The sequence below is a fragment of the Bacillus sp. C28GYM-DRY-1 genome (assembly GCF_030519405.1).
GTDB classification, from domain to species: Bacteria; Bacillota; Bacilli; order Bacillales; family Bacillaceae; genus Bacillus; species Bacillus spizizenii_A.
The window spans coordinates 253,013-273,903 of the sequence record NZ_JAUMKF010000003.1; the positions used below are offsets into that span (position 1 = coordinate 253,013).

Consider the following 20,891-nt stretch of genomic DNA (forward strand, 5'->3'; position numbering starts at 1 on the left):
GACCTCTCTTTTTTAAACTCCCTAAGTTACCTATGATTATAGATACAATCTGTATCAAAATAAAGTTATGATAAAAAAAGTATCAAAAATAACTTGATGATACAGTTTGTATCGTTTATACTGGGTAACAGTTGATACGAAATGTATCGAAAACAGATCAGGAGAGTGATATCACATGTATCCAATCCAAATTGTTTTTAGTGAAAATCCTATAGATCAGCGCCATCTGGGACAATCTGGCGGCACTATTTCGTTTACCCCATGCGGCCTTCCGGTGTTCCACTTTGAAACGCAAGAACAGTTTCAAACATACATGATGTTAAAAGGAGAAGCGGCGTACAATGAAAACCGATAAAAGCTATCCTTTTCCTACTTATTCAGGGTTACTGAATTCAGAACATTATGAAAAAATCGGCCCGGCGCTATGGCTGTTTCTCTGGTTCATCAGCGCAACAACAAAAGAAATTGAAAAAGACGGCGTAAGCTGGGGAATCGTACTTGGCCATAAGCCGTTAAAAGCGAGAGAAATGGCGGCTGTTTTCGGGGTGAGTGAGAAAACCGTCAGAAGGTGGCTGGAGATCCTCGAAAACCATGAGTACATAAAGGCTGTCCGCGCGCCATACGGATTGGTGATTTCTGTAAAGCATTCTAAAAAATTCAGCTCCAGATCGGACAAAATGGCACAACGGAGCATAAAGGAACGGCCATTTTCGCCGCAGGCACCGGACACAGACGTCCGCTCAGATAAAGATAATACAAATGTAAATACTGCTGCTGATGATGCAGTGGATCACATTGCGAAGCGGTTTACACAATTACGTTCGGCTCAAGAAGGGCGCACCGTGTATCCTTCGTCAAGAGATTATCAAGCCATCGCCCGTATTGTCGCCATCGGCGTTCCTGTCACGCAAACAATCAAATGGCTTGAGGAATGCTTTCAAGCCTTTGAAAACCGGCGGACCGCCGCTTCAGAAACAATCAAGGCCTTTCGCTACTGCTCCAAATTCATTGAAGACCGATTTTTCGCGCAGCAGGCCAAAAACAATGCTGCAATTCAACATGAGAGGATGGAAAGACATGACAAAACGAACAATCGAGCAAATTTTAGAGGAACTGCGAGAAGGGAGACGTCCATTACCGGCGGACAAACCGGCCGAATCAGACGCAAGCCGGTATGATTGCCCGCGATGCAAGGATCAGGGAGGCTATCTCATCAGGCAGAACGGTATGGAAGTCTGGACGATGTGCAGCTGCATGGCAGAACGGAAAGTGAAGCGGCTGCTTGGTGCCAGTGAGATTACTTACGCCTTTAGACAGCTGGGCTTCAGAGAATTCCGCACGGAGGCAAAGCCGCAGGCCATAAAAGACGCGTTTGAATGCACAAAAGAGTATGTGGCCGATTATGAACAAATCAAGGACAGCCGGAAAAACAGCATCGCCCTTTTAGGACAGCCGGGATCAGGAAAAACGCACCTTTTGACCGCTGCTGCCAATGAATTGATGAGAACGCGCCACGTACCGGTCATTTATTTTCCGTTCGTGGAAGGCTTTACTAATCTAAAAAATGACTTTGATCTTTTGGAAGCAAAGCTGAGCCGAATGAAGCAGGCAGATGTACTGTTCATAGATGACCTGTTCAAACCGGTTAACGGCAAACCCCGTGCTACAGATTGGCAGCTAGAGCAAATGTATTCGGTACTTAACTACCGCTATTTAAATCATAAACCGATTTTGCTTTCGAGCGAGCTGACGATTGAAACACTTGTACGGGTCGATGAAGCGCTCGGCACAAGAATCTACGAAATGTGCAGCGACTATTTAGTGATTATCAAAGGGGCAGCGTACGAGCTGAATCATAGATTGGAGGGTGTCAGATAATGTGCAAGCTTTGTCAAACAAAGAAAGTCATTGTGGAGCATACAGAAATTGGAGCCGTTTTTCACCCATGTCCGAACTGCCGGTCCGGCACTGATTTAACGCCGGTCATTCGAAAGCTGGAGCGAATGTTGACAGCGGAAAAAGCGAGGCTGAATGTCCATGATTAAACAGCTGACTGCTCTAATTGCTTTGCTGTTTCGGGCGAAGCGAACAGAAAAAAACATTGAACAATGGTATAAGGATGACGGGAAGTGAACGTGTTGGCAAATACAAAACAAGCAGAGAAAAGCCCTGCACCATGGCGTGCGGTACCGTGCGGGGATACGAAACCGATCTATATTTACTCAGCATACAGTGAAGAAGAAAAAGAAAGATTCCCATATTCAAACGGCCGGCTGATCGCCGCTGTATTTGACCTCAGCTCATATTCGCAAAAAAGCAATGCCGCCTTGATGGCGGCTGCGCCTGAACTGATGGAAGCGTCTATAGCAGCTCTTGATTTTCTGAAAGGGAAATCTGTTCATTCAAAGGAGCGCATTATTCAGCTATTAGAAAAAGCCAAAACAAGCGCTGCACCGGAAAGGGAGGAAAAGAAACATGATCAATCCTAAAAAACTGCTGCATATTGATTCTATCACGCTGGAGAGCCAGCTGGAGGATGGAAAAATCCGAGTGATCATTGTGGATGGTATCAAGCAAGAAGCATGGGTCACCGAAGCACCGGAGCATGGAAAAACGCTTGTCGAAACGAGAAAGGGTGACCTTGCCCGCGTGGAATTTGAAATCGGCTACAAATTAAATTAAAGCGAAAACAGAATACGTCCAAGACGGAAAGCCTGCGGACACTGATCAACTGCACAGCATTTGTGCGTTGATTGGTGTCCGTTTTTTAATGCTAAAAATAAGGAGGATCATAGAATGCAAGACTTACTTTTTGAATATAAACGCACGCTAAAACAAACAAGGACACAATATAAATCGCTTGCTGAAGCAGATGAATCCGTGCTTTCAGCTGAGGAGCTGAGAGATAAAAAAATCATTAGAAATATCATCACGGATCTTGAATATGTAACAGAATGGCTTGAAAAAGGAAGACAGCCAGGCATCAGACGGGCGATTGACCGGCGTGATGCCTACCAGCGGCTGATGATCAAGGATCCGAGAATCATCGAATCATTTTCCAGCACGATGATGGTTGAGCCGGACGGACAGGTATCAGAAGAAGACAGAGAGAGGATCCAAGAAGCGTTATCCCTGTTAACGGACAGAGAAAAAGAAATGTTTTTGCTGCATAAGGTAGAATGCTTTTCTTATGAACGAATCGCTGATCTTCTCGGTGTGAAAAAATCGACTGTGCAAACGACTATCAAACGGGCGATTGTAAAGATGCAAAGACAGCAGGAGGAAATGAATCGATCGCTTGCCTGAAGGCTTGTCATACCTTTGCCACCTATAAGTGAATAAAGCATGACACATAAGCGGCTGGCAAGATCAGCCGCTTTTATGAATAGACATCCATGCTGGAGGTGGCGGTGATGCCGTAGCATGAAAACACAACAGCGCGAAAAAGCATTAGCAATCTATCAACAACATCAAGGAAAGATCACAAATCGGGCGATCGCCGACAAAATCGGCGTTTCCGCGAAAACAATCGGCATCTGGAAAAAACAAGACAAATGGAAAGAAGCCTTGTTTTCTGAAACCAGAAACGAACAAAAACAGCGCAGGATAGACAATGAGGAATTAAATGAACGCCAGCGGCTGTTTTGCCTGTATTACGTCAAAAGCTTCAATGCCACACAGTCAGCAATCAAAGCGGGCTATTCTCCGGACAGCGCCCATGTGACGGGCAGCCGGCTGTTAAAGAATGAAAAGGTCGCTGCTGAAATCAGACGCATTAAAAAAGAAATGGTCAATGAAATGTTTATTGAAGCGATGGACGTGCTTCAGGTTTATATCAAGATCGCTTTTGCAGATATTACGGACTATGTGACTTTCGGAAAAAAAGAGGTCCAGGCTGTCGGGAAATCGGGACCGCTGTTTGATGAAGATGATAACCCGATTATGAAGGAAATCAGCTTTGTCGATGTCAAAGATTCCGGGCTCGTTGACGGCACCATTGTGACGGAAGCGAAGCTTGGCAAAGAAGGCATCGCCATCAAGCTCGCCGATAAAATGAAGGCGCTCGAGAAGCTGTCCTTATATTTTGATTTGTTTCCGGATCAATTGAAACAAAAAATTGAAAATGAAAAATTAAAGCTTGCCAAGCAAAAAGCGGAGAAAACAGATGACAGCCAGGAGCCGATTGAAATCATGATCAAACGAAAAGAGGCCAAGCCATGATTGTAAAAGAAATCAACCCTCATTTCGAAGATTATGTGTTCAATTGGGAGCAGACGTACCAATTTCTCGTCGGCGGCTACGGCTCATCCAAAAGCTATCATACCGCATTGAAAATTGTCTTAAAGCTGCTGAAGGAAAAACGCACGGCCCTTGTCATTCGCGAGGTGTTCGATACCCATCGGGATTCGACCTTTGCCTTGTTTCAAGAGGTGATCGAAGAGCTCGGCCTCACAAAAGCTGCGGTTTCAAAACGGCATCCGGATCATGTTCAAAGGAATGGACAATCCGGCGAAATTAAAATCAGTTCATAACATTTCATTAATATGGATTGAAGAATGCTCAGAGGTGAAGTATGAAGGCTTTAAGGAATTAATCGGACGTCTTCGCCACCCTGAAGCTGATGGCTGCGATACGTTCTTTTAGCTGGCTATGCGGAAGCACCTCGAACTGCGGCAGCACCCTGATCCCATTGACGCCGAATCGGCCTTTGCGGGCAATCCGGTACAGGTCAGGATCATACTCCTTCAGTCCGTCAAGCTGTTTCACATAGCTTTCTGGGAAGGGATGGGCGTATGCAGATCGTGAAGGTACGCTCTTTATAGAAGAAAGCGATAATAACAGTGCTTGGACAACGACAGCAGTAATTAATGTCGAAGCGGGTGTCCTGACGGCGACGGACTGGGTGTACCTTTCTAAACGCTATTACCGCTTCCGTTATGTGAACGGGAATCTTCAGCAATCAGAATTTGTATTATACCAATCAGTCGGTGCGGGAGAAATGGACGTGCGTTTAAATAGAAAAGCGCCTTTGCAGATTGACTTTTCGGAGAATCAAACAGACGATGGACGGCTGAAAGTGGAAGCTGGCAAGACGTTTGACTTTGTCTTTCATGAAGATGCCGATACTGCGGGCGAGGGTGCCGCTTTACCCGTGGAGGGAGCTGCATATTTACTCGTTGAAGTATACGGCACAGCGGAAACGAGTGAGGTGAAATTTTGGGGGAAATCAGTGTCAGGACAGAATTTTCCGATCAGAGGCGTGAAATCTGATGATGCGTCCTCCGCCTCGAGTACATTAGGGAAAGCTGAGGCGTGGGCCTTTAATATTAAAGGTTTCAAGGAGATCATCATGGAGATCGCCAGTATCACCGGGGGGACTCTTTCGATAAAAGGAACGGCGGTTTCATAACCATTTCGGACCTCGGAAGGGAGGTGATCCGCATGTAAAGGAGGAGTGAGTAATGCAGCAAGAGATAGATGTGAATGTGTTTCAGCAGGAATTTGCAGACATGAAAGGTGAGCAAAAAGCGCTGGAGCAAAGAGTTTCCGTATTAGAACGAGTGTCTGACCGGCAAGATCAGCAAATCATGACGCTGAACGAAAAATTAAACAAAATTGATGAAAATACAACGTGGATTAAACGCACCATCACAGGTGCCATCATTACAGCAGTATGCACAGGGGTCATTGGCGGAGCCATCGCCATTATGTACAACCTGCTGCAGCATTAAAGGGGGATTATTATGAGAATGTGTGACAAAGGCACGGTCATCAGGACGGTGCTTCTTTTGGTTGCATTAATCAACCAGACCTTGCTGATGTTTGGCAAATCCCCATTGAATATTCAGGAGGAGCAGGTTAATCAGCTTGCTGACGCTCTTTATTCTGCCGGATCTGTCATTTTCACAATCGGAACGACACTTGCTGCTTGGTTTAAAAACAATTATGTAACAGCAAAAGGGAAAAAACAGCGTGACTTGTTACTTAAAAACAACCTGACCAAATAAGGAGAGATGAAAATGGTTAACATTATCCAAGACTTTATTCCAGTCGGTGCAAATAACCGTCCAGGCTATGCAATGACCCCGCTTTACATTACAGTGCACAATACTGCGAACACTGCAGCAGGAGCGGATGCTGAGGCGCATGCCCGCTATTTAAAAAATCCTGATACGGCGACAAGCTGGCATTTTACAGTTGATGATACAGAAATTTATCAGCATCTGCCTTTAAATGAAAACGGCTGGCATGCAGGAGATGGAAACGGCAGCGGCAACAGGGCTTCTATCGGAATTGAAATTTGTGAAAATGAGGATGGAGATTTTGCGCAAGCAACAGCAAATGCCCAGTGGCTTATCAAAACATTAATGGCTGAACACAATATCAGTCTCGCCAATATCGTCCCTCATAAGTATTGGTCTGGGAAGGAATGTCCGCGCAGACTGCTGGATACGTGGGATTCATTTAAAGCTGGAATTGGGGGAGGCGGCAGCCAAACTTACGTTGTGAAACAAGGTGACACGCTTACATCTATAGCGAGAGCGTTCGGTGTTACTGTTGCTCAACTGCAAGAGTGGAACAATATCGAAGATCCGAATGTCATTCAGGTCGGTCAAGTGCTAATTGTAAGTGCACCATCGTACGCTGAAGAACCAGAACTCTATCCGCTTCCTGACGGCATTATCAAACTAACAACGCCTTACACCTCAGGAGAACATGTCTTTCAGGTGCAAAGAGCACTGGCCGCCCTCTATTTTTACCCTGATAAAGGAGCTGTCAACAACGGAATTGACGGCATTTACGGACCGAAAACAGCTGATGCAGTTGCGCGCTTTCAGTCTGTTAACGGTCTAACCGCCGACGGTATTTACGGACCGGCGACTAAAGCAAAAATCGCAGCCCAATTAAGCTGACTCACAGTGCACGAAAAATCCCGGCGTTTCTCCGGGATTTATTTTTTCTTCTTTAATTTTTTTAAAATTCCTGCACTCCGCTCCTTCACCCGAAGCGAATACCCGGAAAGGCCAAACTTTCCGTAATCAACAAACTTCACACGCCTCACCAATTTTTTCACTGTATCACCTGACAATTTCCTCTGTTTGTTTTATTATATGTACCCCTTATAAGAAAAGGAATAAGGACAAGAGCTGTTTTCCCTTGTCCTTTTATTGTGATCATGCTTTTTTTTGTTTATACTCGTCAATCAGCCGTTCGTTTTCTTTGAAGATTCTCGCTGTATGCGGGCTGACTTGATAGCCTGCAACACTGGTGGTTGAACGTTTTTTCAGGATTTTAAACGGCTTCGCCGCGCGGGGCTCGCATCCGTTTTGAAATGCGCGTTCCATTATCCTTCACCTTCCTCTTCAATTGGCAGCACCAAATCATATATGCTCGTTAATGATGTGAAAAGCAAATAATCAAATTCCGTGACAATGCTGTCAGACGTCAGCTTAATGACGTAACCCTGTGTCTCGATGGTAAAAGGGATGAGAACCACTTTTCCGTATTGGTCGTAATAAACATCCTTTCGATCAAGCCGAGTTTGCACGTCTGCCGGATCGTCCATATGCTCGGTTAACCGGTCTTTATCAGCCTGTGTCGAATAGTGACAAAGGGAGGCCGTTACATTCATTTTATCGGCATAGGTTTTCAGCAGTTTATCAATACCTTCAGCATATGCTTCTATACTTCCATAATAAACGTGGATCGGTTCGTTTTTCAATAGGTATTGGTATGTTTTCAGCCGATTGAGATATATGTGAAGCATTTCGTTGTTTTCTTCGAGGATTTCTCTTGTATCTGTTTCCAGTTCGCTGCCGGCCAGTTTTTTGACGTATGCGCTTAAGAAAATGAAAGCGTCAATTAAAGCAAAACTGACGGCGACAATGAGATATCGTTCCCAGTGAGTAAACAGGGAAGAGGAATCATATGTCCAGTATACCATAGCGCCCAGAACAAACAGCAAATACCATGTTTTTCGGATGGCGGACGTTTTTTCTTTGACCTTCGCTTCGAAACGCCACGTGGCATACACGTATAAGGCCAATCCGGCCATGATGCACCAGACCATGATCTGAAAGAATAAAAGCATACATCAATCCCTCACATCTGAAATAGGTTCTGCTTATTGTATTCGGGAGATACGGCCGGTTTTCCTGTTCCATCAAAAAAACCGCTCCTTTGACAGAAGCGGCGTAACATTAAAAAATCATATTTAAAATAAAGTAGGCAATGGCACCAAGTGTCGCTGAAATCGGAAGCGTGATGACCCATGTGATGAGCATCCGCTTGGCCGTACCCCAGTTTACGCCTTTCACCCGGTGTGACGCACCGACGCCAAGGATTGATGAAGAAATGACGTGGGTTGTACTGACCGGCAAATGAATAAATGTGGCGCCGAAAATAATAGCTGCACCGGTTAAGTCAGCAGAAACACCGTTTACCGGACGAATTTTCATGATTTTTCCGCCAACGGTTTTGATGATTTTCCAGCCGCCGATTGATGTTCCGAGACCCATGGCTGTCGCGCAGGCGAATTGCACCCAGGTTGGAATATCATTAGAAGAAGTATGTAAATTCGCTGTAATAAGTGCCATTGTGATAATTCCCATTGCTTTTTGCGCATCGTTTGTTCCGTGTGTATACGATTGCAGGGCAGCTGTTACAATCTGCACTCTGCGGAATTGCTTGTTCGTTTTCGCCAAATTGCTGTCTTTGAAGATCACCTTGACGATGCTGTAAAGAATAAACCCAAGGACAAAGGCAATAATCGGTGAAAAAATAAGTGCTTCAATGATTTTAATGAATCCCTTATAATTTAACGCAGCAAATCCGGCTGACGCAATGGCGGCACCGGCAATAGCTCCGATGATGGCATGGGATGAGCTGCTTGGGATGCCGTAGTACCATGTGATCAGGTTCCAGGCAATCGCAGCGATTAATGCAGCCAAAATGACGACAGATCCATTTTCTAATGTATAAGGGTCTACAATGTCTTTTGTAATGGTTTTGGCAACACCTGTAAATGTCATTGCTCCGATAAAGTTCATCACAGCCGCCATTATAATGGCATGGCGCGGTTTCAGCGCTTTTGTCGATACTGAAGTCGCAATTGCGTTCGCCGTATCATGAAACCCATTGATGAAGTCAAACGCCAGAGCACAAATGACTATTAGTATCGTTAAAATTAATAAAATATCCATTTTAACCCCTCGTTACGCGTTTTTCATAATGATGGTTTCAAGATTATTGGCAACACTTTGGCAAGAGTCAGCAATTTCTTCAAGCGTTTCATAAATTTCACGATATTGAATCACTTTGATCGGATCTGTTTCATTTCCGAAAAGATTCTTTAATGATTTTCTGTGCAGGTTGTCACAGCTGTGCTCATATTCTTTAATTTTGATTGCGTGAGGCTGAATATCCTTTAAGCGGTTTTCTGCCAGCAGCTCAATTGTAATTAAAATTTCTTTGGCACATTCTCTGATGTATCCGCTGAATTTATCGATATGCTCGTCTGATGAAGTAATCGAGAAAATCTCCATCATGGCAGAGAAATGTTCGATTCCGTCAAGCACATCATCCAGGCTGTTTGTCAGCTGAAGGATATCTTCGCGTTCAATAGGAGTGATGAACGCTTTGTTAAGCTCTTTAATCATGACATGAACATGATTGTCACCTTTTGTTTCATATTCTTTTAACGTATCTGCGAATTCTTTAAGCGTCGTTTGGTTTGTGACCTTAAAGTTCACAAAATATTCGGCAGTTTCGTCTATATTTTTTGCGATTTCTGTTAAAAGGAGTGAGAACTTATCTTTTTTTCTTCTTATCATTAAAAACCCTCCATAGTTTGAATGAGACAATGCACACATCAAATTATTATATAGCCTTTTGTCGAAAAAAAACAGGTAAAGTCGAAAAAAACACGGCTTGACTTTTTCAGCAAAACATGTCCACTTATTTTGCCCTGCTTCGGTTTAAAAACGACCATAGTTTGCACAAGCTTTCTGTTTAACGTTAAAAGTATATCAAAAGTTGTATTTTTCTTGTCAACTTTTATCTTCTGTTTCACCAAAAAACGGTTCCCTAAACAAGGGAACCGTTTAATCAGCTTTATTTTCGTTTTTTCATCCCGTAATAAACAGGAAGTCCTGCAAGGCCGATGAGGATGGATAAACCGCAGCTCAGTGTATCTGTAATAAGTGTGCTTCCTAACACAAAGAATGAGCCTGCGATGGCCAAAATCGGCATGAATGGGTATAGCGGAACACTGTAGGCGCGCTTTTCTCCCTTCGTTCGCTTGCGGAGGATAAACACCGCAAAAAAGGCCATCACATAAAAAATGTAGATCATGAAAATAGAGATTTCTGATAGTTTATCAGGGTTGCTGATCAGCATCAAAATCAAAGACACGGCAATTTGAAAGGAAATCGCAATCCATGGTGTGCGGAACGTCGGGTGTACTTGTGACAGTTTTTCAGCAAATGGAAGCTGTTTGCGTTCTGCCATTGCAAATGATACACGCGGGAAAGAAAGGACTTTTCCGTTTAGGCAGCCGAAGATGCTGACAATAATCCCGACACTGATCAGTTTTCCGCCAATTGACCCGAACAGCATGGTGGCAGCAGTGCTTGTCGCATTTTCACCAAGTGTGACAATTTCGTTCGCAGACAGGATGTGAAGCAATGCAAAATTAATGAAAATGTAGATGGCTGTTACGATTAATAATCCGCCCGTCATTGCGCGCGGCAGCAGCTTTTCGGGATTTTTCATTTCTCCGCCGAGAGCGGCCAGTAGAATCCATCCGTCGTAAGCAAACAATGTAGCCAAAATCGCTGCTCCGAAATTCATATCGGCAATGCTTTCGTTTACTGCTGTGAAGATGTGCTGATCGCCTTTCCAAAGGCCAAAGATGATGATGCATGCAATCGGAATCAGCTTTCCGATTGTTGTCAGTGTTTGGACAAAACCGCCGTATTTTGTACCGATAATATTAATGACGCATAAAAAGAGAACTGCTATAATTCCGATTACTTTTGATAGTCCAGAGCCCCAGCCGAAAAGATTGGCCATTAAAGATCCAAAATATAAACCTAGTGCACCGATAATGGCCGGACCGTAAATGATAATCTGCACCCAGCCGCACAAAAATCCCCAAAACTCGCCGTACACTTCTTCAAGATACGTATAAAGCCCGCCGGTTTTTGGGATTTGCGTCCCGATTTCTGCGATTGTCAAACCGCCCGCCAATGTTAAAATACCGCCTAACAGCCAGGCGAAAAGCGCTGTCTTTGAATCACCCGAATAAGCGAGCACTGCGCCAGGCTTCATAAAAACACCTGAACCGATAATGGTTCCGATGACAAGAGTAAGGGCAAACAAGAGGCCTATCTCTTTTTTCAAACCGTTGTCTTCAGTATGCATGTCCTTAACCTCCTATGATGTTGAAGCTTCATGAGAAGAATCTTTTTTTCATATTGTAAACCCTATTTTAGAAAAGTGAAATAAAATAAATTTTCTGATTTTCACTATTTGCTTTTTGGGTGGCTGATAAACCTGTTAAAACACCTGCTTTAACAAGAAATAAACGAATAATACATCGTTATATAGTTTGAAAGTTCGTATTTTGCCTATGGGTTTTAACCGAAACAGAGGATGTGATGAGAACCCAGCAAAATAACGAACCTTCGCGAAGCTGATATGTTGACTTTCCTATGCGAATAAAATACCTTCTAATTAGAACAATAAATATATAACTATGATATAATATCTCGAAATCGAGATAAAATGACCTGGAGGGACAGTATATGAAAGTCAACGGCATTCACCACGTGTCGGCATTAACGGCCGATGCACAAAAAAACTTAGATTTTTATAAGAAGGTATTAGGATTAAAACTTGTCAAAAAATCCGTCAATCAGGATGAGCCGACAATGTACCACCTGTTTTACGGAGATGAAGTGGCAAATCCGGGAACTGAGCTGACGTTTTTTGAGATCCCCCGCATTGCGCCGTTTCATGCGGGAACAAACAGTATTTCTTCTATTGGTTTGCGCGTTCCAAGCACAGAAGCCCTGCATTACTGGAAAGAACGTTTTGAAGAGCATCAGGTGGGGCATAGCGGCATTGCCCAAAGAGCGGGACGTGACATATTGGCATTCCAAGATCATGAAGGACAGCGCCTTGTGCTGACTGCTGATGAGAAAGGAAAAGGATATGGTCTGCCTGTTAAACAAAGCGGCATTCCAGAAGAATTTTCGTTTCGCGGGTTAGGTCCGATTGAATTGACTGTGCCATACGCTGAACCAACCTTACACGTATTGACGGATATTCTTGGGTTTACAGAAATCAATCGTGAAACAGTCGACGGACAAGCAACTGCCGTTATTTTGGAATCTGGTGAAGGCGGTGCGGCAACGGAAATCCATTTAATAGAAAGAAACGATCTTCCCCGCGAGCGGCAAGGAAAAGGAAGTGTTCACCATGTTGCATTTCGGGTAAGGGATGAAGAAGAACTTGCCGGGTGGCACCAGATCATCAGCCGGGAAGGCTATAGCAATTCCGGCATTGTTGAACGCTACTACTTCAAGGCACTGTATTTCAGAGAGCCGAACGGCATTTTGTTCGAGTTATCAACTGACGGACCGGGCTTTATGGTTGATGAAAACCTTGATGAGCTTGGCCAAACGATCGCACTTCCGCCATATCTTGAGCATCGAAGAGCTGAAATTGAAGCAAAACTAAAACCGATACAATAAGTTGTAATTGATTTGCCTTCCGGTGCTGCCGGAAGGCTTTTTTTATGATCAGCATACATTTTGACATAAACAGGATGGCTTTTCGGGCAGAAAATATCAGATGCCGATTAGGATAAACAAAATCTGTTGGGTATATGGACGATTGTCATGTAATGGCCTCGGCAAAAATATTGTCTTTGTTTATTAATAGTTTATTCATATTTGCTTGTTACACTATTTCAAAGTTAGACAAAAAGGAGTGAAAAACAAGTGGAAAAGAAAAAACGCGAGCTGGATCTCGTCCTCATCCTCATTTTGCTCGCATCTGCATTCTTAAATATCTATAACATTTGGAAGGACGACACGGTGAATCCTTATTACACCGCGGCAGTTACAAGTATGATGCAAAGTTTTCATCATTTCTTTTATGCTTCGTTCGATGCTGCCGGCTTTATAACAGTTGATAAACCGCCTATTACATATCAAATCCAAACGATCAGTGCATTGATATTTGGTATGCATGGATGGAGTGTCATTCTGCCACAGGCATTAGCGGGTGTAGGTTCAGTCCTTCTTATGTACTTGCTGATTAAGCCGACATTCGGAAAAACAGCGGCGCGCATTGCCTCGTTTGTTATGGCATGTACACCGATTGCTGTAGCTGTAGCACGTACAAACAATGTTGATGCATTATTGGTATTTTTCTTATTGTTGGCCACATGGCTACTCTTTAAAGCGATCAGAAAAGGAAAGATGATCTGGCTGTTAGCAGCATTTTTCGTTGTTGGTGCAGGCTTTAATACAAAAATGCTTCAAGCTTATATGATTTTGCCGGCCTTCTTATTGTTCTATCTGATTGCGGCAAACGCCACAATTAAGAAAAAAATCATTTCCTTAGTAAGTGCTTTAGCCGTATTAGCAGCCGTTTCCTTATCATGGCCGCTCATTGTTGACAATATCCCTGCAAGCAAGCGGCCTTATATCGGAAGCAGCCAGACCAACTCCGTTTTGGAATTGGCTTTCGGATATAACGGGATTCAGCGGCTGACAGGCCAAAATTCCGGCGGCGGACAGGGTGGACCAAACGGAGACGCTTCAAAAGAAATGCCTTCTTCTGATAACAGTTCAACACAAAATCAAGCACCGTCTAATCAGTCATCAAGCAGCAGCTCATCAAGTGATGATAAATCTGCAAATGGCAATATGACGGTACCTCCATCCAATGGTGAAATGCCAAGCGGCGGTCAAGGAGGCCCTCCAAGCGGCGGAGATGGCGGCCAAGGCGGTTTTGGCGGAGACGGAGGGAAAGGCGGTACAGGAACCGGATCGAAAATGCAATCAGGTTCAGGAATGTTCGGAACGGGAACACCTGGTCCGCTGCGGCTTTTCCAACAAGAATTATCTGATCAAATCAGCTGGCTTCTGCCATTTGCGATTTTTGGAATCGCAGGCTTACTGATTGCAGGAGCGAGAGAAAGAAGAAGGCTATCTGTAGAGCAGAAGGAAACGGCATTCTGGGTCGCATGGCTTGTGCCGATTGCTGGGTTCTTCAGTGTTGCCGAATTTTTCCATCACTATTATCTCATTATGCTGGCACCGCCGATTGCGGCTCTTGTCGGTGCAGGCTGGGTTGCTCTTGTTCACCTGTACCGCAATCAGACTGGCTGGAAATCATGGCTTCTGCCGGCAGCAATTATTGCCACAACTGGTTTTGAGTTGTTTATTCTCAGAAACTACAACGATCAAATCGGTGCAGGCTGGAGCATTAGCGTAGGTGTGATCGGCGTGATGTTAGCGATTGCGCTGCTGTTGTTCAAACAGCGCCAAAAACCGATCAGTTATTATGTATCTCTTGCAGCTCTACTCGCATTGCTGGTGATGCCGATTTATTGGGCAAGCACACCGCTTCTGTACGGGGGCAACAGCTCACAGCCTGAAACAGGTCCTCAGCTTGCATCCATGAGCGGAAAAGGCATGGGAATGTCTGATGCATCTGTAAATGAAAAACTGATTAAATATTTAGAGGAGAATAACTCCGGAGCTGAATACTTATTCGCCACAACCGACTCGAACACAGCGGCGCCATATATTATTAAAACGACAAAAGCTGTCATGGCTATTGGCGGATTCAGCGGTTCTGATCCGGCTATCACGCTGACTCAATTCAAAAAGCTTGTAAAAGAGGGAAAAGTGAAATACTTCTTAGCTTCTGGAAGAGGAAGAGGCGGAAACAATGACATTGTTGAATGGGTTGAGAAAAACGGGAAAGAAGTGTCTTCAGATAAATGGCAATCAAATTCTGATCAACAATCATCATCTGATCAGAAAACAGAAAATAATGATTCAGCTGATACATCAAACAACAGCAAGTCTTCAGGCGAAAAGAGCCAAATGGGCGGCGGACCTGGCGGAATGAATCAGTCAGCGACATTATACGAACTACATGCTGATGAATAGGAGGAAAAACCATGAGCAGACATATTCAATATTCAATTGTTGTACCTGTGTATAACGAAGAGCTTGTCATTCATGAAACCTATCAGCGCTTAAAAGAGGTCATGGATCAAACAAAGGAAAACTACGAGCTGCTTTTTGTCAACGATGGAAGCAAAGATCGCAGTATTGAGATTTTAAGAGAACACAGCCTGATCGATCCGAGAGTGAAGATCATTGATTTTTCAAGGAACTTTGGACACCAGATCGCCATTACAGCAGGGATGGATTATGCACAGGGGAATGCAATCGTCGTCATTGACGCCGATTTGCAGGATCCTCCTGAATTGATTTTAGATATGATTGAAAAATGGAAGGAAGGCTATGAGGTCGTGTACGCCGTGCGGACAAAACGAAAAGGGGAGACCTTTTTCAAAAAACAAACTGCGGCTATGTTTTACCGGCTTCTCAGCAGCATGACGGATATTGATATCCCGATTGATACAGGGGATTTCCGCCTCATGGACAGAAAAGTCTGTGATGAAATGAAGAGATTGAAAGAGAAAAATCCTTTTGTCAGAGGGCTCGTCAGCTGGGTGGGCTTCAAACAGACAGCGGTCGAGTATGTACGTGATGAAAGGCTTGCCGGAGAAACAAAGTACCCGCTGAAGAAAATGCTGAAGCTGTCAATGGACGGCATCACGACGTTTTCGCACAAACCGCTGAAGCTGGCGAGCTATGCGGGAATTCTCATGTCAGGTGCAGGATTTCTGTATATGTTTATCGTGCTGTATATGAAGCTATTTACAGACAGCACGATTACCGGCTGGTCATCACTTATTGTGATCCAGCTCCTGTTCAGCGGCATCGTACTTCTGATTCTGGGAATGATCGGCGAATATATCGGCAGAATCTATGATGAGGCTAAAGACAGGCCGCTTTACATCGTTCAGAGATCGTATGGAATTGAAAATAAAAGATTCTACAGAGACCAGCATATGTCATAACCTGAACCCCTGTCCGTAACGGACAGGGGTTTTTATTCTGTCAATGGAAAAGATACTGATAGAAATATGGGAATAAGGGTTTGTAAACTTGCACTGGGGTTCAGGCATGCTGAAATAAAAAACAGCAAAGCCTAAGTTATCAACATTAGGCTTTGCTGCATGTCAGCTGTTATATTGAGGACCTTTAAGAAACGCATGAATAGAGCCGTACCAGTTATGTGTAATAGAATCTGGCATCCGGTGTAATTCCCTATGCCAATGTCGAAAGCTTAGTACAGAGAGCTACTCTTGCCTAGATCATGCTCAATTCCACGGTTCTCATGTTCATACCTCTTTCTCAAACATGCATCAATTTACAGTGATGTTAGCCTGATTGATATACAGATTATCTCGTTAGTAAGTTTTGAAGAGAGATAGGTCTTTTGTTCAATAAAAATCCCCAGACCGCTTTTGCGGCCTGAGGTGTTATGTTTTACGAAGTTGTTTCTTCTTTTTGGTCGAGTTTGATTTTCTTCGTCATTTCTTTGCCGTTTCTGAGAATTTTCACTTCAACAGTGTCACCAATGTTTGCGTCCTTATATAAGATATTGCGCAATTCACTGCCTGTATTGATTTCTTTGCCTTTGAGGCTGATGATAATATCCTCCGCTTTCAATCCAGCCTTTTCTGCAGGAGAGCCGGAAGCGACCTCTCGAATGTATACGCCCTTATTGAGCTGATTGCCGAACAGGCCGAGTGTGCCTTCTTGGTAGTTTTGCGGCACTTGTTCTAAATCCAACATGCTGACACCGATATACGGACGTTCAATTTGTCCTTTAGAGAGCAATTCTTCTGCAATCGGTTTTACGTCATTGCTTGGAATTGAAAATCCAATGCCTTCTACATCATCTTCACTGATTTTCATGCTGTTAATGCCGACAATTTTACCGGAAGTATTTAATAACGGACCGCCGCTGTTTCCTGGGTTAATCGCCGCGTCGGTCTGAATTACATTAATGCTTGTTTGACCGGCTGATGTTGACATTGAAACCGTTCTGTCCACACCGCTTACAATTCCTTGTGTTACTGTGCGGGACAAGTCTTTTCCGAGCGGATCTCCAATCGCAATGACGGTCTCGCCTGTTCTGAGATCCGATGAATCACCGAAGCTTGCCACTTTTGTTACGTGGTCATCACTGATTTGGAGGACTGCTAAATCTGTTAAGGAGTCACTGCCTACCAGCTTTGCTGTTACCTCAGTGCCATCATATAAAGAGACCTTCAGGGAAGATGCTCCTTCTACGACATGGTTATTCGTAATAATATAAGCCTTGCCGTTCTCTTTTTTGAAAATGACACCAGACCCTGTACCGCTTTCTGTACCTTCACTGGAACCAGATGAACTAGAGCCAAACAAAGAGCTGTTTGACTGAGCAAGATTTGTAATACCGACAATCGCCGGTGAAATGTCTTCCACCATATCTGAGATTTTAGAGGAATCCTCGCTCTTAAATGCTGATGAGCTGCTTGAGCTTGACGAGCTTTTGCTAGATTCAGTGGACGTGCTTTTAGCTGTCACCGATTGTGTTTGCTGCTGGCTGGACGATTGATTTGCAGTGTCCTGAGAATCATGGTCGCCAAGCGGTGTAAACGTGTATATGCCAAGGGCGAGACTGCCGCCGATCACTCCACCAAGCAGCGGTCTGAACCATCCGAACCCACGTTTTTTCTTCTCCTGATCATGAATGACATTGCGGGCTGAGTAGGGGGTGCTCTGATCGTTCTCTTTCGCTAGCAAGACTTCACTCTCATTGCCTTCTGTTCTGTTTTCGTCACGATAGTTATCCATCATGTTCACTCCGTTTCTCTATTTTCACTGATTTTAATTGATTATGATAGGTTTATGACTTGAGTTTATCATAAACAAAAACTGTGGGATAAAAATGAAAAGATTATGGGAAATTGTGAAAAAGTGCGGAAAACGGTACACTTCATATTGTATATGAAAGGACTGATTTAATGGAACAAATTGGATTGATTGGATATGGCAGCATGGCCGATATGATCGCCAGGCAGCTGTTAAAGCATGAACAAATCAAGGAGCACGAGCTCTTTATTGAAACAAGAACGAAGGGGGAGCGGCTGCAGGCGCTGATGTCAGATGATCCACATGTATCGGCTGTTCCGCTAGAAAACTGGGCGAAAACATGCCGTCTTATTTTTATTTGTGTGCCGCCGCTAAATGTTATTGAAACGCTCCGCCGTCTACACCCGCATGTGAACAGGGATACGCATATCGTTTCTATTGCCGCCGGTGTGCCGTTGCGTCTTTTGGAGGCTGAAACGGAAGCCGGTATATCACGTTTCATTCCTGCAATTACATCTGAAGCAGGAGCGGGCATCTCGCTTGTCGTTCATAGTAAAGCACTGACAGCGGATAAAAAAGAACGCCTGAATGAATTGTTATCTGTTTTCAGCCGTGTGCGAGAAATCAAAGAATCGAATTTGGATGCCGCCAGCAATCTGACGAGCTCGGCACCAGGGTTTATAGCTGCCGTCTTCGAAGAACTAGCGCTGTCTGCAGTCAGAAACAGCAGTCTGTCCAAAGAAGAAGCTTATGACTTTCTAATTCATTCACTATACGGAACTGGCAAGCTGCTGATCGAAAAGAAGATGTCTTTCGGGGAAACGCTGGAACGTGTCGCAACGAAAGGCGGAATTACAGGAGAGGGAGCTGAAGTGATACATACTTCTGTGCCGGACGTTTTTGACGAGGTGTTTGAAAGAACCTTGAATAAATATAAACTGCTTACAGAACAGGTGGAGAAACAGACATGAACCCTTGAAAGAGGGTTCTTTTTATCATTGAATCGTTGTGATTTTCCTCAGTTATATTGCATTTTTCCTCTTTTTTTAATATAATCTGTTAGAATATTCATAATTTAGTAAAAAAGGAGGAGCGTTATGAAACTGTACATGTCAGTAGATATGGAAGGTATTTCGGGTCTTCCGGACGATACCTTTGTGGATTCCGGCAAGCGCAATTATGAACGCGGGCGGCTTATCATGACTGAAGAAGCAAACTACTGTATTGCCGAAGCGTTTAACAGCGGGTGTACCGAAGTGCTTGTCAATGACAGCCATTCGAAGATGAATAATCTGATGGTTGAAAGGCTTCATCCTGAAGCACACTTGATATCCGGTGACGTCAAACCATTTTCAATGGTAGAGGGACTGGATGATACGTATACAGGCGCTTTGTTTCTCGGGTACCATGCGAGAGCTTCAACTCCAGGCGTGATGTCACACAGCATGATTTTCGGCGTCCGTCATTTTTACATAAACGATCGGCCTGTCGGTGAGCTCGGGTTAAATGCATACGTTGCCGGTTATTATGATGTCCCGGTATTAATGGTAGCCGGAGATGACCGGGCGGCAAAGGAAGCGGAAGAGCTCATTCCGAATGTTACGACAGCCGCTGTCAAACAAACCATTTCAAGATCTGCAGTGAAGTGCTTGTCCCCTGTGAAAGCCGGACGTCTGCTGACAGAAAAAACCGCATTTGCCCTGCAAAACAAGGACAAAGTCAAACCGCTCACACCGCCTGACAGACCGGTTCTAAGCATTGAGTTCGGCAATTACGGACAGGCTGAATGGGCCAACCTGATGCCGGGAACTGAAATCAAACCGGGAACCACAACCGTTCAATTTCAGGCGAAGGACATGCTTGAAGCCTATCAGGCGATGCTTGTCATGACTGAGCTTGCGATGCGGACATCATTCTGCTAAAGGGGTGTTTTAGGCTTTGGCGCGATACATGATAAAGCGTTTTTGGGCAATGGCAGCCACGATTTTGGTGATTACCACCCTGACTTTTGTTCTCATGAAGGTCATTCCCGGATCTCCTTTTAACGAGGAGAGAGGCACTAATGAAGCCGTGCAAAAAAATCTCGAAGCCTACTATCACTTAGACGATCCTCTCATTTTCCAATACATCATCTACCTAAAATCCATCATTACATTCGATTTCGGACCTTCAATTAAAAAACCGTCAGACAGCGTAAATGATATGCTGGAACGCGGATTTCCCGTTTCCTTTGAGCTTGGAATGACAGCCATTGTCATTGCCGTGATCTCTGGGCTGGTACTGGGCGTAATCGCTGCGCTCCGCCGCAATGGTTTTTTGGATTATGCCGCAATGAGTCTCGCGGTACTCGGCATCTCCATCCCGAATTTTATTCTGGCAACATTGCTCATTCAGCAATTTGCTGTCAATCTCAAACTATTTCCCGCTGCCACATGGACGAGCCCGATTCATATGGTGCTTCCGACCGCAGCGCTTGCTGTAGGGCCAATGGCGATCATTGCCAGGCTGACACGGTCAAGCATGGTTGAAGTTCTGACACAGGATTATATCCGCACAGCAAAAGCAAAAGGGCTTTCTCCGTTCAAAATTATCGTAAAACACGCACTCAGAAATGCACTCATGCCCGTCATTACCGTTCTGGGCACACTCGTCGCAAGCATCTTAACAGGAAGCTTTGTTATTGAAAAAATCTTTGCCATTCCGGGAATGGGAAAATATTTTGTTGAAAGTATTAATCAGCGGGACTATCCCGTGATTATGGGAACGACCGTTTTTTACAGCGTTATTCTGATCATCATGCTGTTTTTGGTCGATTTGGCCTACGGTCTGCTGGACCCGCGCATTAAACTGCATAAGAAAGGGTGAAGC

Annotated in this window: 24 protein-coding genes and 4 pseudogenes; 20 read left to right on the top strand and 8 right to left on the bottom strand. The window is 44.3% G+C overall.

All coding sequences use genetic code 11. From position 1 onward, the window contains the following. The first annotated feature begins 175 nt into the window (after positions 1-175). From Q3W56_RS05185 to Q3W56_RS05225, 9 genes and pseudogenes are all read left to right on the top strand, one after another. Positions 176-355 carry a hypothetical protein gene (locus Q3W56_RS05185; protein WP_268398135.1) on the top strand — a complete coding sequence of 60 codons (180 nt, stop codon included), beginning with the start codon at positions 176-178 and terminating at the stop codon, positions 353-355. Then, complete coding sequence (locus tag Q3W56_RS05190; protein ID WP_302894731.1) at positions 342-1,178, top strand: DeoR family transcriptional regulator; 837 nt, start codon at positions 342-344, stop codon at positions 1,176-1,178. The genes Q3W56_RS05185 and Q3W56_RS05190 overlap by 14 nt, the downstream gene beginning before the upstream one ends. Then, complete coding sequence (locus tag Q3W56_RS05195; protein ID WP_302894732.1) at positions 1,078-1,878, top strand: ATP-binding protein; 801 nt, start codon at positions 1,078-1,080, stop codon at positions 1,876-1,878. Before Q3W56_RS05190 ends, Q3W56_RS05195 begins: the two co-directional genes overlap by 101 nt. Further along, positions 1,878-2,045, top strand: coding sequence for a hypothetical protein (locus tag Q3W56_RS05200; protein ID WP_019714083.1), 168 nt, complete (start codon positions 1,878-1,880; stop codon positions 2,043-2,045). Before Q3W56_RS05195 ends, Q3W56_RS05200 begins: the two co-directional genes overlap by 1 nt. An 84-nt stretch (positions 2,046-2,129) precedes the next feature. Beyond that, positions 2,130-2,489, top strand: coding sequence for a phage portal protein (locus Q3W56_RS05205; protein WP_302894733.1), 360 nt, complete (start codon positions 2,130-2,132; stop codon positions 2,487-2,489). After that, a complete protein-coding gene (gene xtrA, locus Q3W56_RS05210; RefSeq protein WP_019714085.1) occupies positions 2,476-2,682 on the top strand; it encodes a phage-like element PBSX protein XtrA in 207 nt (68 codons plus the stop codon). Before Q3W56_RS05205 ends, xtrA begins: the two co-directional genes overlap by 14 nt. A gap of 114 nt (positions 2,683-2,796) precedes the next feature. Further along, positions 2,797-3,306, top strand: coding sequence for a sigma-70 family RNA polymerase sigma factor (locus Q3W56_RS05215; protein ID WP_268398139.1), 510 nt, complete (start codon positions 2,797-2,799; stop codon positions 3,304-3,306). Between the two features lie 117 nt (positions 3,307-3,423). Next, entirely contained in the window at positions 3,424-4,221 is a 798-nt protein-coding gene (gene xtmA / locus Q3W56_RS05220; RefSeq protein WP_302894734.1) for a phage terminase small subunit, read from the top strand. Continuing rightward, positions 4,218-4,617 (top strand): annotated as a pseudogene (locus tag Q3W56_RS05225) (PBSX family phage terminase large subunit); the annotation flags it as partial. The gene xtmA and the pseudogene Q3W56_RS05225, both read left to right, overlap by 4 nt. Here the strand turns inward: Q3W56_RS05225 and Q3W56_RS05230 are convergent. Then, a pseudogene (locus tag Q3W56_RS05230) lies at positions 4,618-4,779 on the bottom strand (PBSX family phage terminase large subunit); the annotation flags it as partial. It abuts the pseudogene before it with no gap. 1 nt (position 4,780) lies between these two features. On the opposite strand from Q3W56_RS05230, the pseudogene Q3W56_RS05235 reads away from it, so the two are divergent. The 4 genes and pseudogenes from Q3W56_RS05235 to Q3W56_RS05250 form a co-directional block, all read left to right on the top strand. Continuing rightward, positions 4,781-5,410: pseudogene (locus Q3W56_RS05235) on the top strand (phage portal protein); the annotation flags it as partial. Positions 5,411-5,462: 52 nt separating this feature from the next. Next, positions 5,463-5,732: a hemolysin XhlA family protein gene (locus Q3W56_RS05240; RefSeq protein WP_019714106.1), complete on the top strand. Its 270-nt coding sequence runs from the start codon at positions 5,463-5,465 to the stop codon at positions 5,730-5,732. Between the two features lie 12 nt (positions 5,733-5,744). Next, positions 5,745-6,008 carry a phage holin gene (locus tag Q3W56_RS05245; protein ID WP_302894735.1) on the top strand — a complete coding sequence of 88 codons (264 nt, stop codon included), beginning with the start codon at positions 5,745-5,747 and terminating at the stop codon, positions 6,006-6,008. Positions 6,009-6,020: 12 nt separating this feature from the next. Next, positions 6,021-6,914 carry an N-acetylmuramoyl-L-alanine amidase gene (locus Q3W56_RS05250; protein WP_302894736.1) on the top strand — a complete coding sequence of 298 codons (894 nt, stop codon included), beginning with the start codon at positions 6,021-6,023 and terminating at the stop codon, positions 6,912-6,914. A gap of 38 nt (positions 6,915-6,952) precedes the next feature. Here Q3W56_RS05250 and spoIISC read toward each other — a convergent pair whose 3' ends face one another. The 6 genes from spoIISC to steT form a co-directional block, all read right to left on the bottom strand. Continuing rightward, complete coding sequence (gene spoIISC, locus Q3W56_RS05255; protein ID WP_019714109.1) at positions 6,953-7,090, bottom strand: three component toxin-antitoxin-antitoxin system antitoxin SpoIISC; 138 nt, start codon at positions 7,088-7,090, stop codon at positions 6,953-6,955. Positions 7,091-7,175: 85 nt separating this feature from the next. After that, complete coding sequence (spoIISB, locus tag Q3W56_RS05260; protein WP_268398169.1) at positions 7,176-7,346, bottom strand: three component toxin-antitoxin-antitoxin system antitoxin SpoIISB; 171 nt, start codon at positions 7,344-7,346, stop codon at positions 7,176-7,178. Further along, positions 7,346-8,092 (bottom strand): toxin-antitoxin-antitoxin system toxin SpoIISA, encoded by a 747-nt coding sequence (gene spoIISA / locus Q3W56_RS05265; RefSeq protein WP_302894737.1) that lies wholly within the window; start codon positions 8,090-8,092, stop codon positions 7,346-7,348. Before spoIISA ends, spoIISB begins: the two co-directional genes overlap by 1 nt. 109 nt (positions 8,093-8,201) lie before the next feature. Next, positions 8,202-9,203 (bottom strand): inorganic phosphate transporter, encoded by a 1,002-nt coding sequence (locus Q3W56_RS05270; protein WP_302894738.1) that lies wholly within the window; start codon positions 9,201-9,203, stop codon positions 8,202-8,204. A 12-nt stretch (positions 9,204-9,215) separates the two neighbouring features. Beyond that, positions 9,216-9,833 (bottom strand): DUF47 domain-containing protein, encoded by a 618-nt coding sequence (locus Q3W56_RS05275; RefSeq protein WP_003218470.1) that lies wholly within the window; start codon positions 9,831-9,833, stop codon positions 9,216-9,218. Between the two features lie 280 nt (positions 9,834-10,113). Further along, a complete protein-coding gene (gene steT, locus Q3W56_RS05280; RefSeq protein ID WP_302894739.1) occupies positions 10,114-11,424 on the bottom strand; it encodes a serine/threonine exchanger in 1,311 nt (436 codons plus the stop codon). Positions 11,425-11,807: 383 nt separating this feature from the next. On the opposite strand from steT, the gene Q3W56_RS05285 reads away from it, so the two are divergent. From Q3W56_RS05285 to Q3W56_RS05300, 4 genes and pseudogenes are all read left to right on the top strand, one after another. Next, positions 11,808-12,758 carry a ring-cleaving dioxygenase gene (locus tag Q3W56_RS05285; protein ID WP_302894740.1) on the top strand — a complete coding sequence of 317 codons (951 nt, stop codon included), beginning with the start codon at positions 11,808-11,810 and terminating at the stop codon, positions 12,756-12,758. A 140-nt stretch (positions 12,759-12,898) separates the two neighbouring features. Next, positions 12,899-13,000: pseudogene (locus Q3W56_RS05290) on the top strand (hypothetical protein); the annotation flags it as partial. A 7-nt stretch (positions 13,001-13,007) separates the two neighbouring features. After that, complete coding sequence (locus Q3W56_RS05295; RefSeq protein ID WP_302894741.1) at positions 13,008-15,194, top strand: glycosyltransferase family 39 protein; 2,187 nt, start codon at positions 13,008-13,010, stop codon at positions 15,192-15,194. 11 nt (positions 15,195-15,205) lie between these two features. After that, entirely contained in the window at positions 15,206-16,177 is a 972-nt protein-coding gene (locus Q3W56_RS05300) for a glycosyltransferase family 2 protein (RefSeq protein WP_302894742.1), read from the top strand. A 472-nt stretch (positions 16,178-16,649) separates the two neighbouring features. On the opposite strand, the gene htrA is transcribed toward Q3W56_RS05300, so the two are convergent. Then, positions 16,650-18,005 (bottom strand): serine protease HtrA, encoded by a 1,356-nt coding sequence (gene htrA, locus Q3W56_RS05305; RefSeq protein ID WP_302894743.1) that lies wholly within the window; start codon positions 18,003-18,005, stop codon positions 16,650-16,652. Between the two features lie 170 nt (positions 18,006-18,175). Between htrA and proG the strand changes: the two genes are divergently transcribed. From proG to dppB, 3 genes are all read left to right on the top strand, one after another. Then, on the top strand, positions 18,176-18,994 hold the full coding sequence (gene proG, locus Q3W56_RS05310; RefSeq protein WP_302894744.1) for a pyrroline-5-carboxylate reductase ProG: 819 nt from the start codon (positions 18,176-18,178) through the stop codon (positions 18,992-18,994). Positions 18,995-19,120: 126 nt separating this feature from the next. Then, on the top strand, positions 19,121-19,945 hold the full coding sequence (gene dppA, locus Q3W56_RS05315; protein WP_019714120.1) for a D-aminopeptidase DppA: 825 nt from the start codon (positions 19,121-19,123) through the stop codon (positions 19,943-19,945). Between the two features lie 16 nt (positions 19,946-19,961). Continuing rightward, entirely contained in the window at positions 19,962-20,888 is a 927-nt protein-coding gene (gene dppB, locus Q3W56_RS05320; RefSeq protein ID WP_014663677.1) for a dipeptide ABC transporter permease DppB, read from the top strand. Positions 20,889-20,891: the final 3 nt, after the last annotated feature.

Bases quoted from the DNA above. Each gene is read 5' to 3' on its own strand.
- steT (WP_302894739.1), bottom strand. From the start codon at position 11,424: ATGCATACTGAAGACAACGGTTTGAAAAAAGAGATAGGCCTCTTGTTT.
- Q3W56_RS05240 (WP_019714106.1), top strand. From the start codon at position 5,463: ATGCAGCAAGAGATAGATGTGAATGTGTTTCAGCAGGAATTTGCAGAC.
- spoIISA (WP_302894737.1), bottom strand. From the start codon at position 8,092: ATGCTTTTATTCTTTCAGATCATGGTCTGGTGCATCATGGCCGGATTG.
- Q3W56_RS05250 (WP_302894736.1), top strand. From the start codon at position 6,021: ATGGTTAACATTATCCAAGACTTTATTCCAGTCGGTGCAAATAACCGT.
- Q3W56_RS05200 (WP_019714083.1), top strand. From the start codon at position 1,878: ATGTGCAAGCTTTGTCAAACAAAGAAAGTCATTGTGGAGCATACAGAA.
- xtmA (WP_302894734.1), top strand. From the start codon at position 3,424: ATGAAAACACAACAGCGCGAAAAAGCATTAGCAATCTATCAACAACAT.
- Q3W56_RS05190 (WP_302894731.1), top strand. From the start codon at position 342: ATGAAAACCGATAAAAGCTATCCTTTTCCTACTTATTCAGGGTTACTG.
- Q3W56_RS05185 (WP_268398135.1), top strand. From the start codon at position 176: ATGTATCCAATCCAAATTGTTTTTAGTGAAAATCCTATAGATCAGCGC.
- Q3W56_RS05275 (WP_003218470.1), bottom strand. From the start codon at position 9,833: ATGATAAGAAGAAAAAAAGATAAGTTCTCACTCCTTTTAACAGAAATC.
- Q3W56_RS05300 (WP_302894742.1), top strand. From the start codon at position 15,206: ATGAGCAGACATATTCAATATTCAATTGTTGTACCTGTGTATAACGAA.
- dppA (WP_019714120.1), top strand. From the start codon at position 19,121: ATGAAACTGTACATGTCAGTAGATATGGAAGGTATTTCGGGTCTTCCG.
- Q3W56_RS05270 (WP_302894738.1), bottom strand. From the start codon at position 9,203: ATGGATATTTTATTAATTTTAACGATACTAATAGTCATTTGTGCTCTG.
- xtrA (WP_019714085.1), top strand. From the start codon at position 2,476: ATGATCAATCCTAAAAAACTGCTGCATATTGATTCTATCACGCTGGAG.
- Q3W56_RS05195 (WP_302894732.1), top strand. From the start codon at position 1,078: ATGACAAAACGAACAATCGAGCAAATTTTAGAGGAACTGCGAGAAGGG.
- Q3W56_RS05215 (WP_268398139.1), top strand. From the start codon at position 2,797: ATGCAAGACTTACTTTTTGAATATAAACGCACGCTAAAACAAACAAGG.
- Q3W56_RS05285 (WP_302894740.1), top strand. From the start codon at position 11,808: ATGAAAGTCAACGGCATTCACCACGTGTCGGCATTAACGGCCGATGCA.
- spoIISB (WP_268398169.1), bottom strand. From the start codon at position 7,346: ATGGAACGCGCATTTCAAAACGGATGCGAGCCCCGCGCGGCGAAGCCG.
- Q3W56_RS05245 (WP_302894735.1), top strand. From the start codon at position 5,745: ATGAGAATGTGTGACAAAGGCACGGTCATCAGGACGGTGCTTCTTTTG.
- proG (WP_302894744.1), top strand. From the start codon at position 18,176: ATGGAACAAATTGGATTGATTGGATATGGCAGCATGGCCGATATGATC.
- htrA (WP_302894743.1), bottom strand. From the start codon at position 18,005: ATGGATAACTATCGTGACGAAAACAGAACAGAAGGCAATGAGAGTGAA.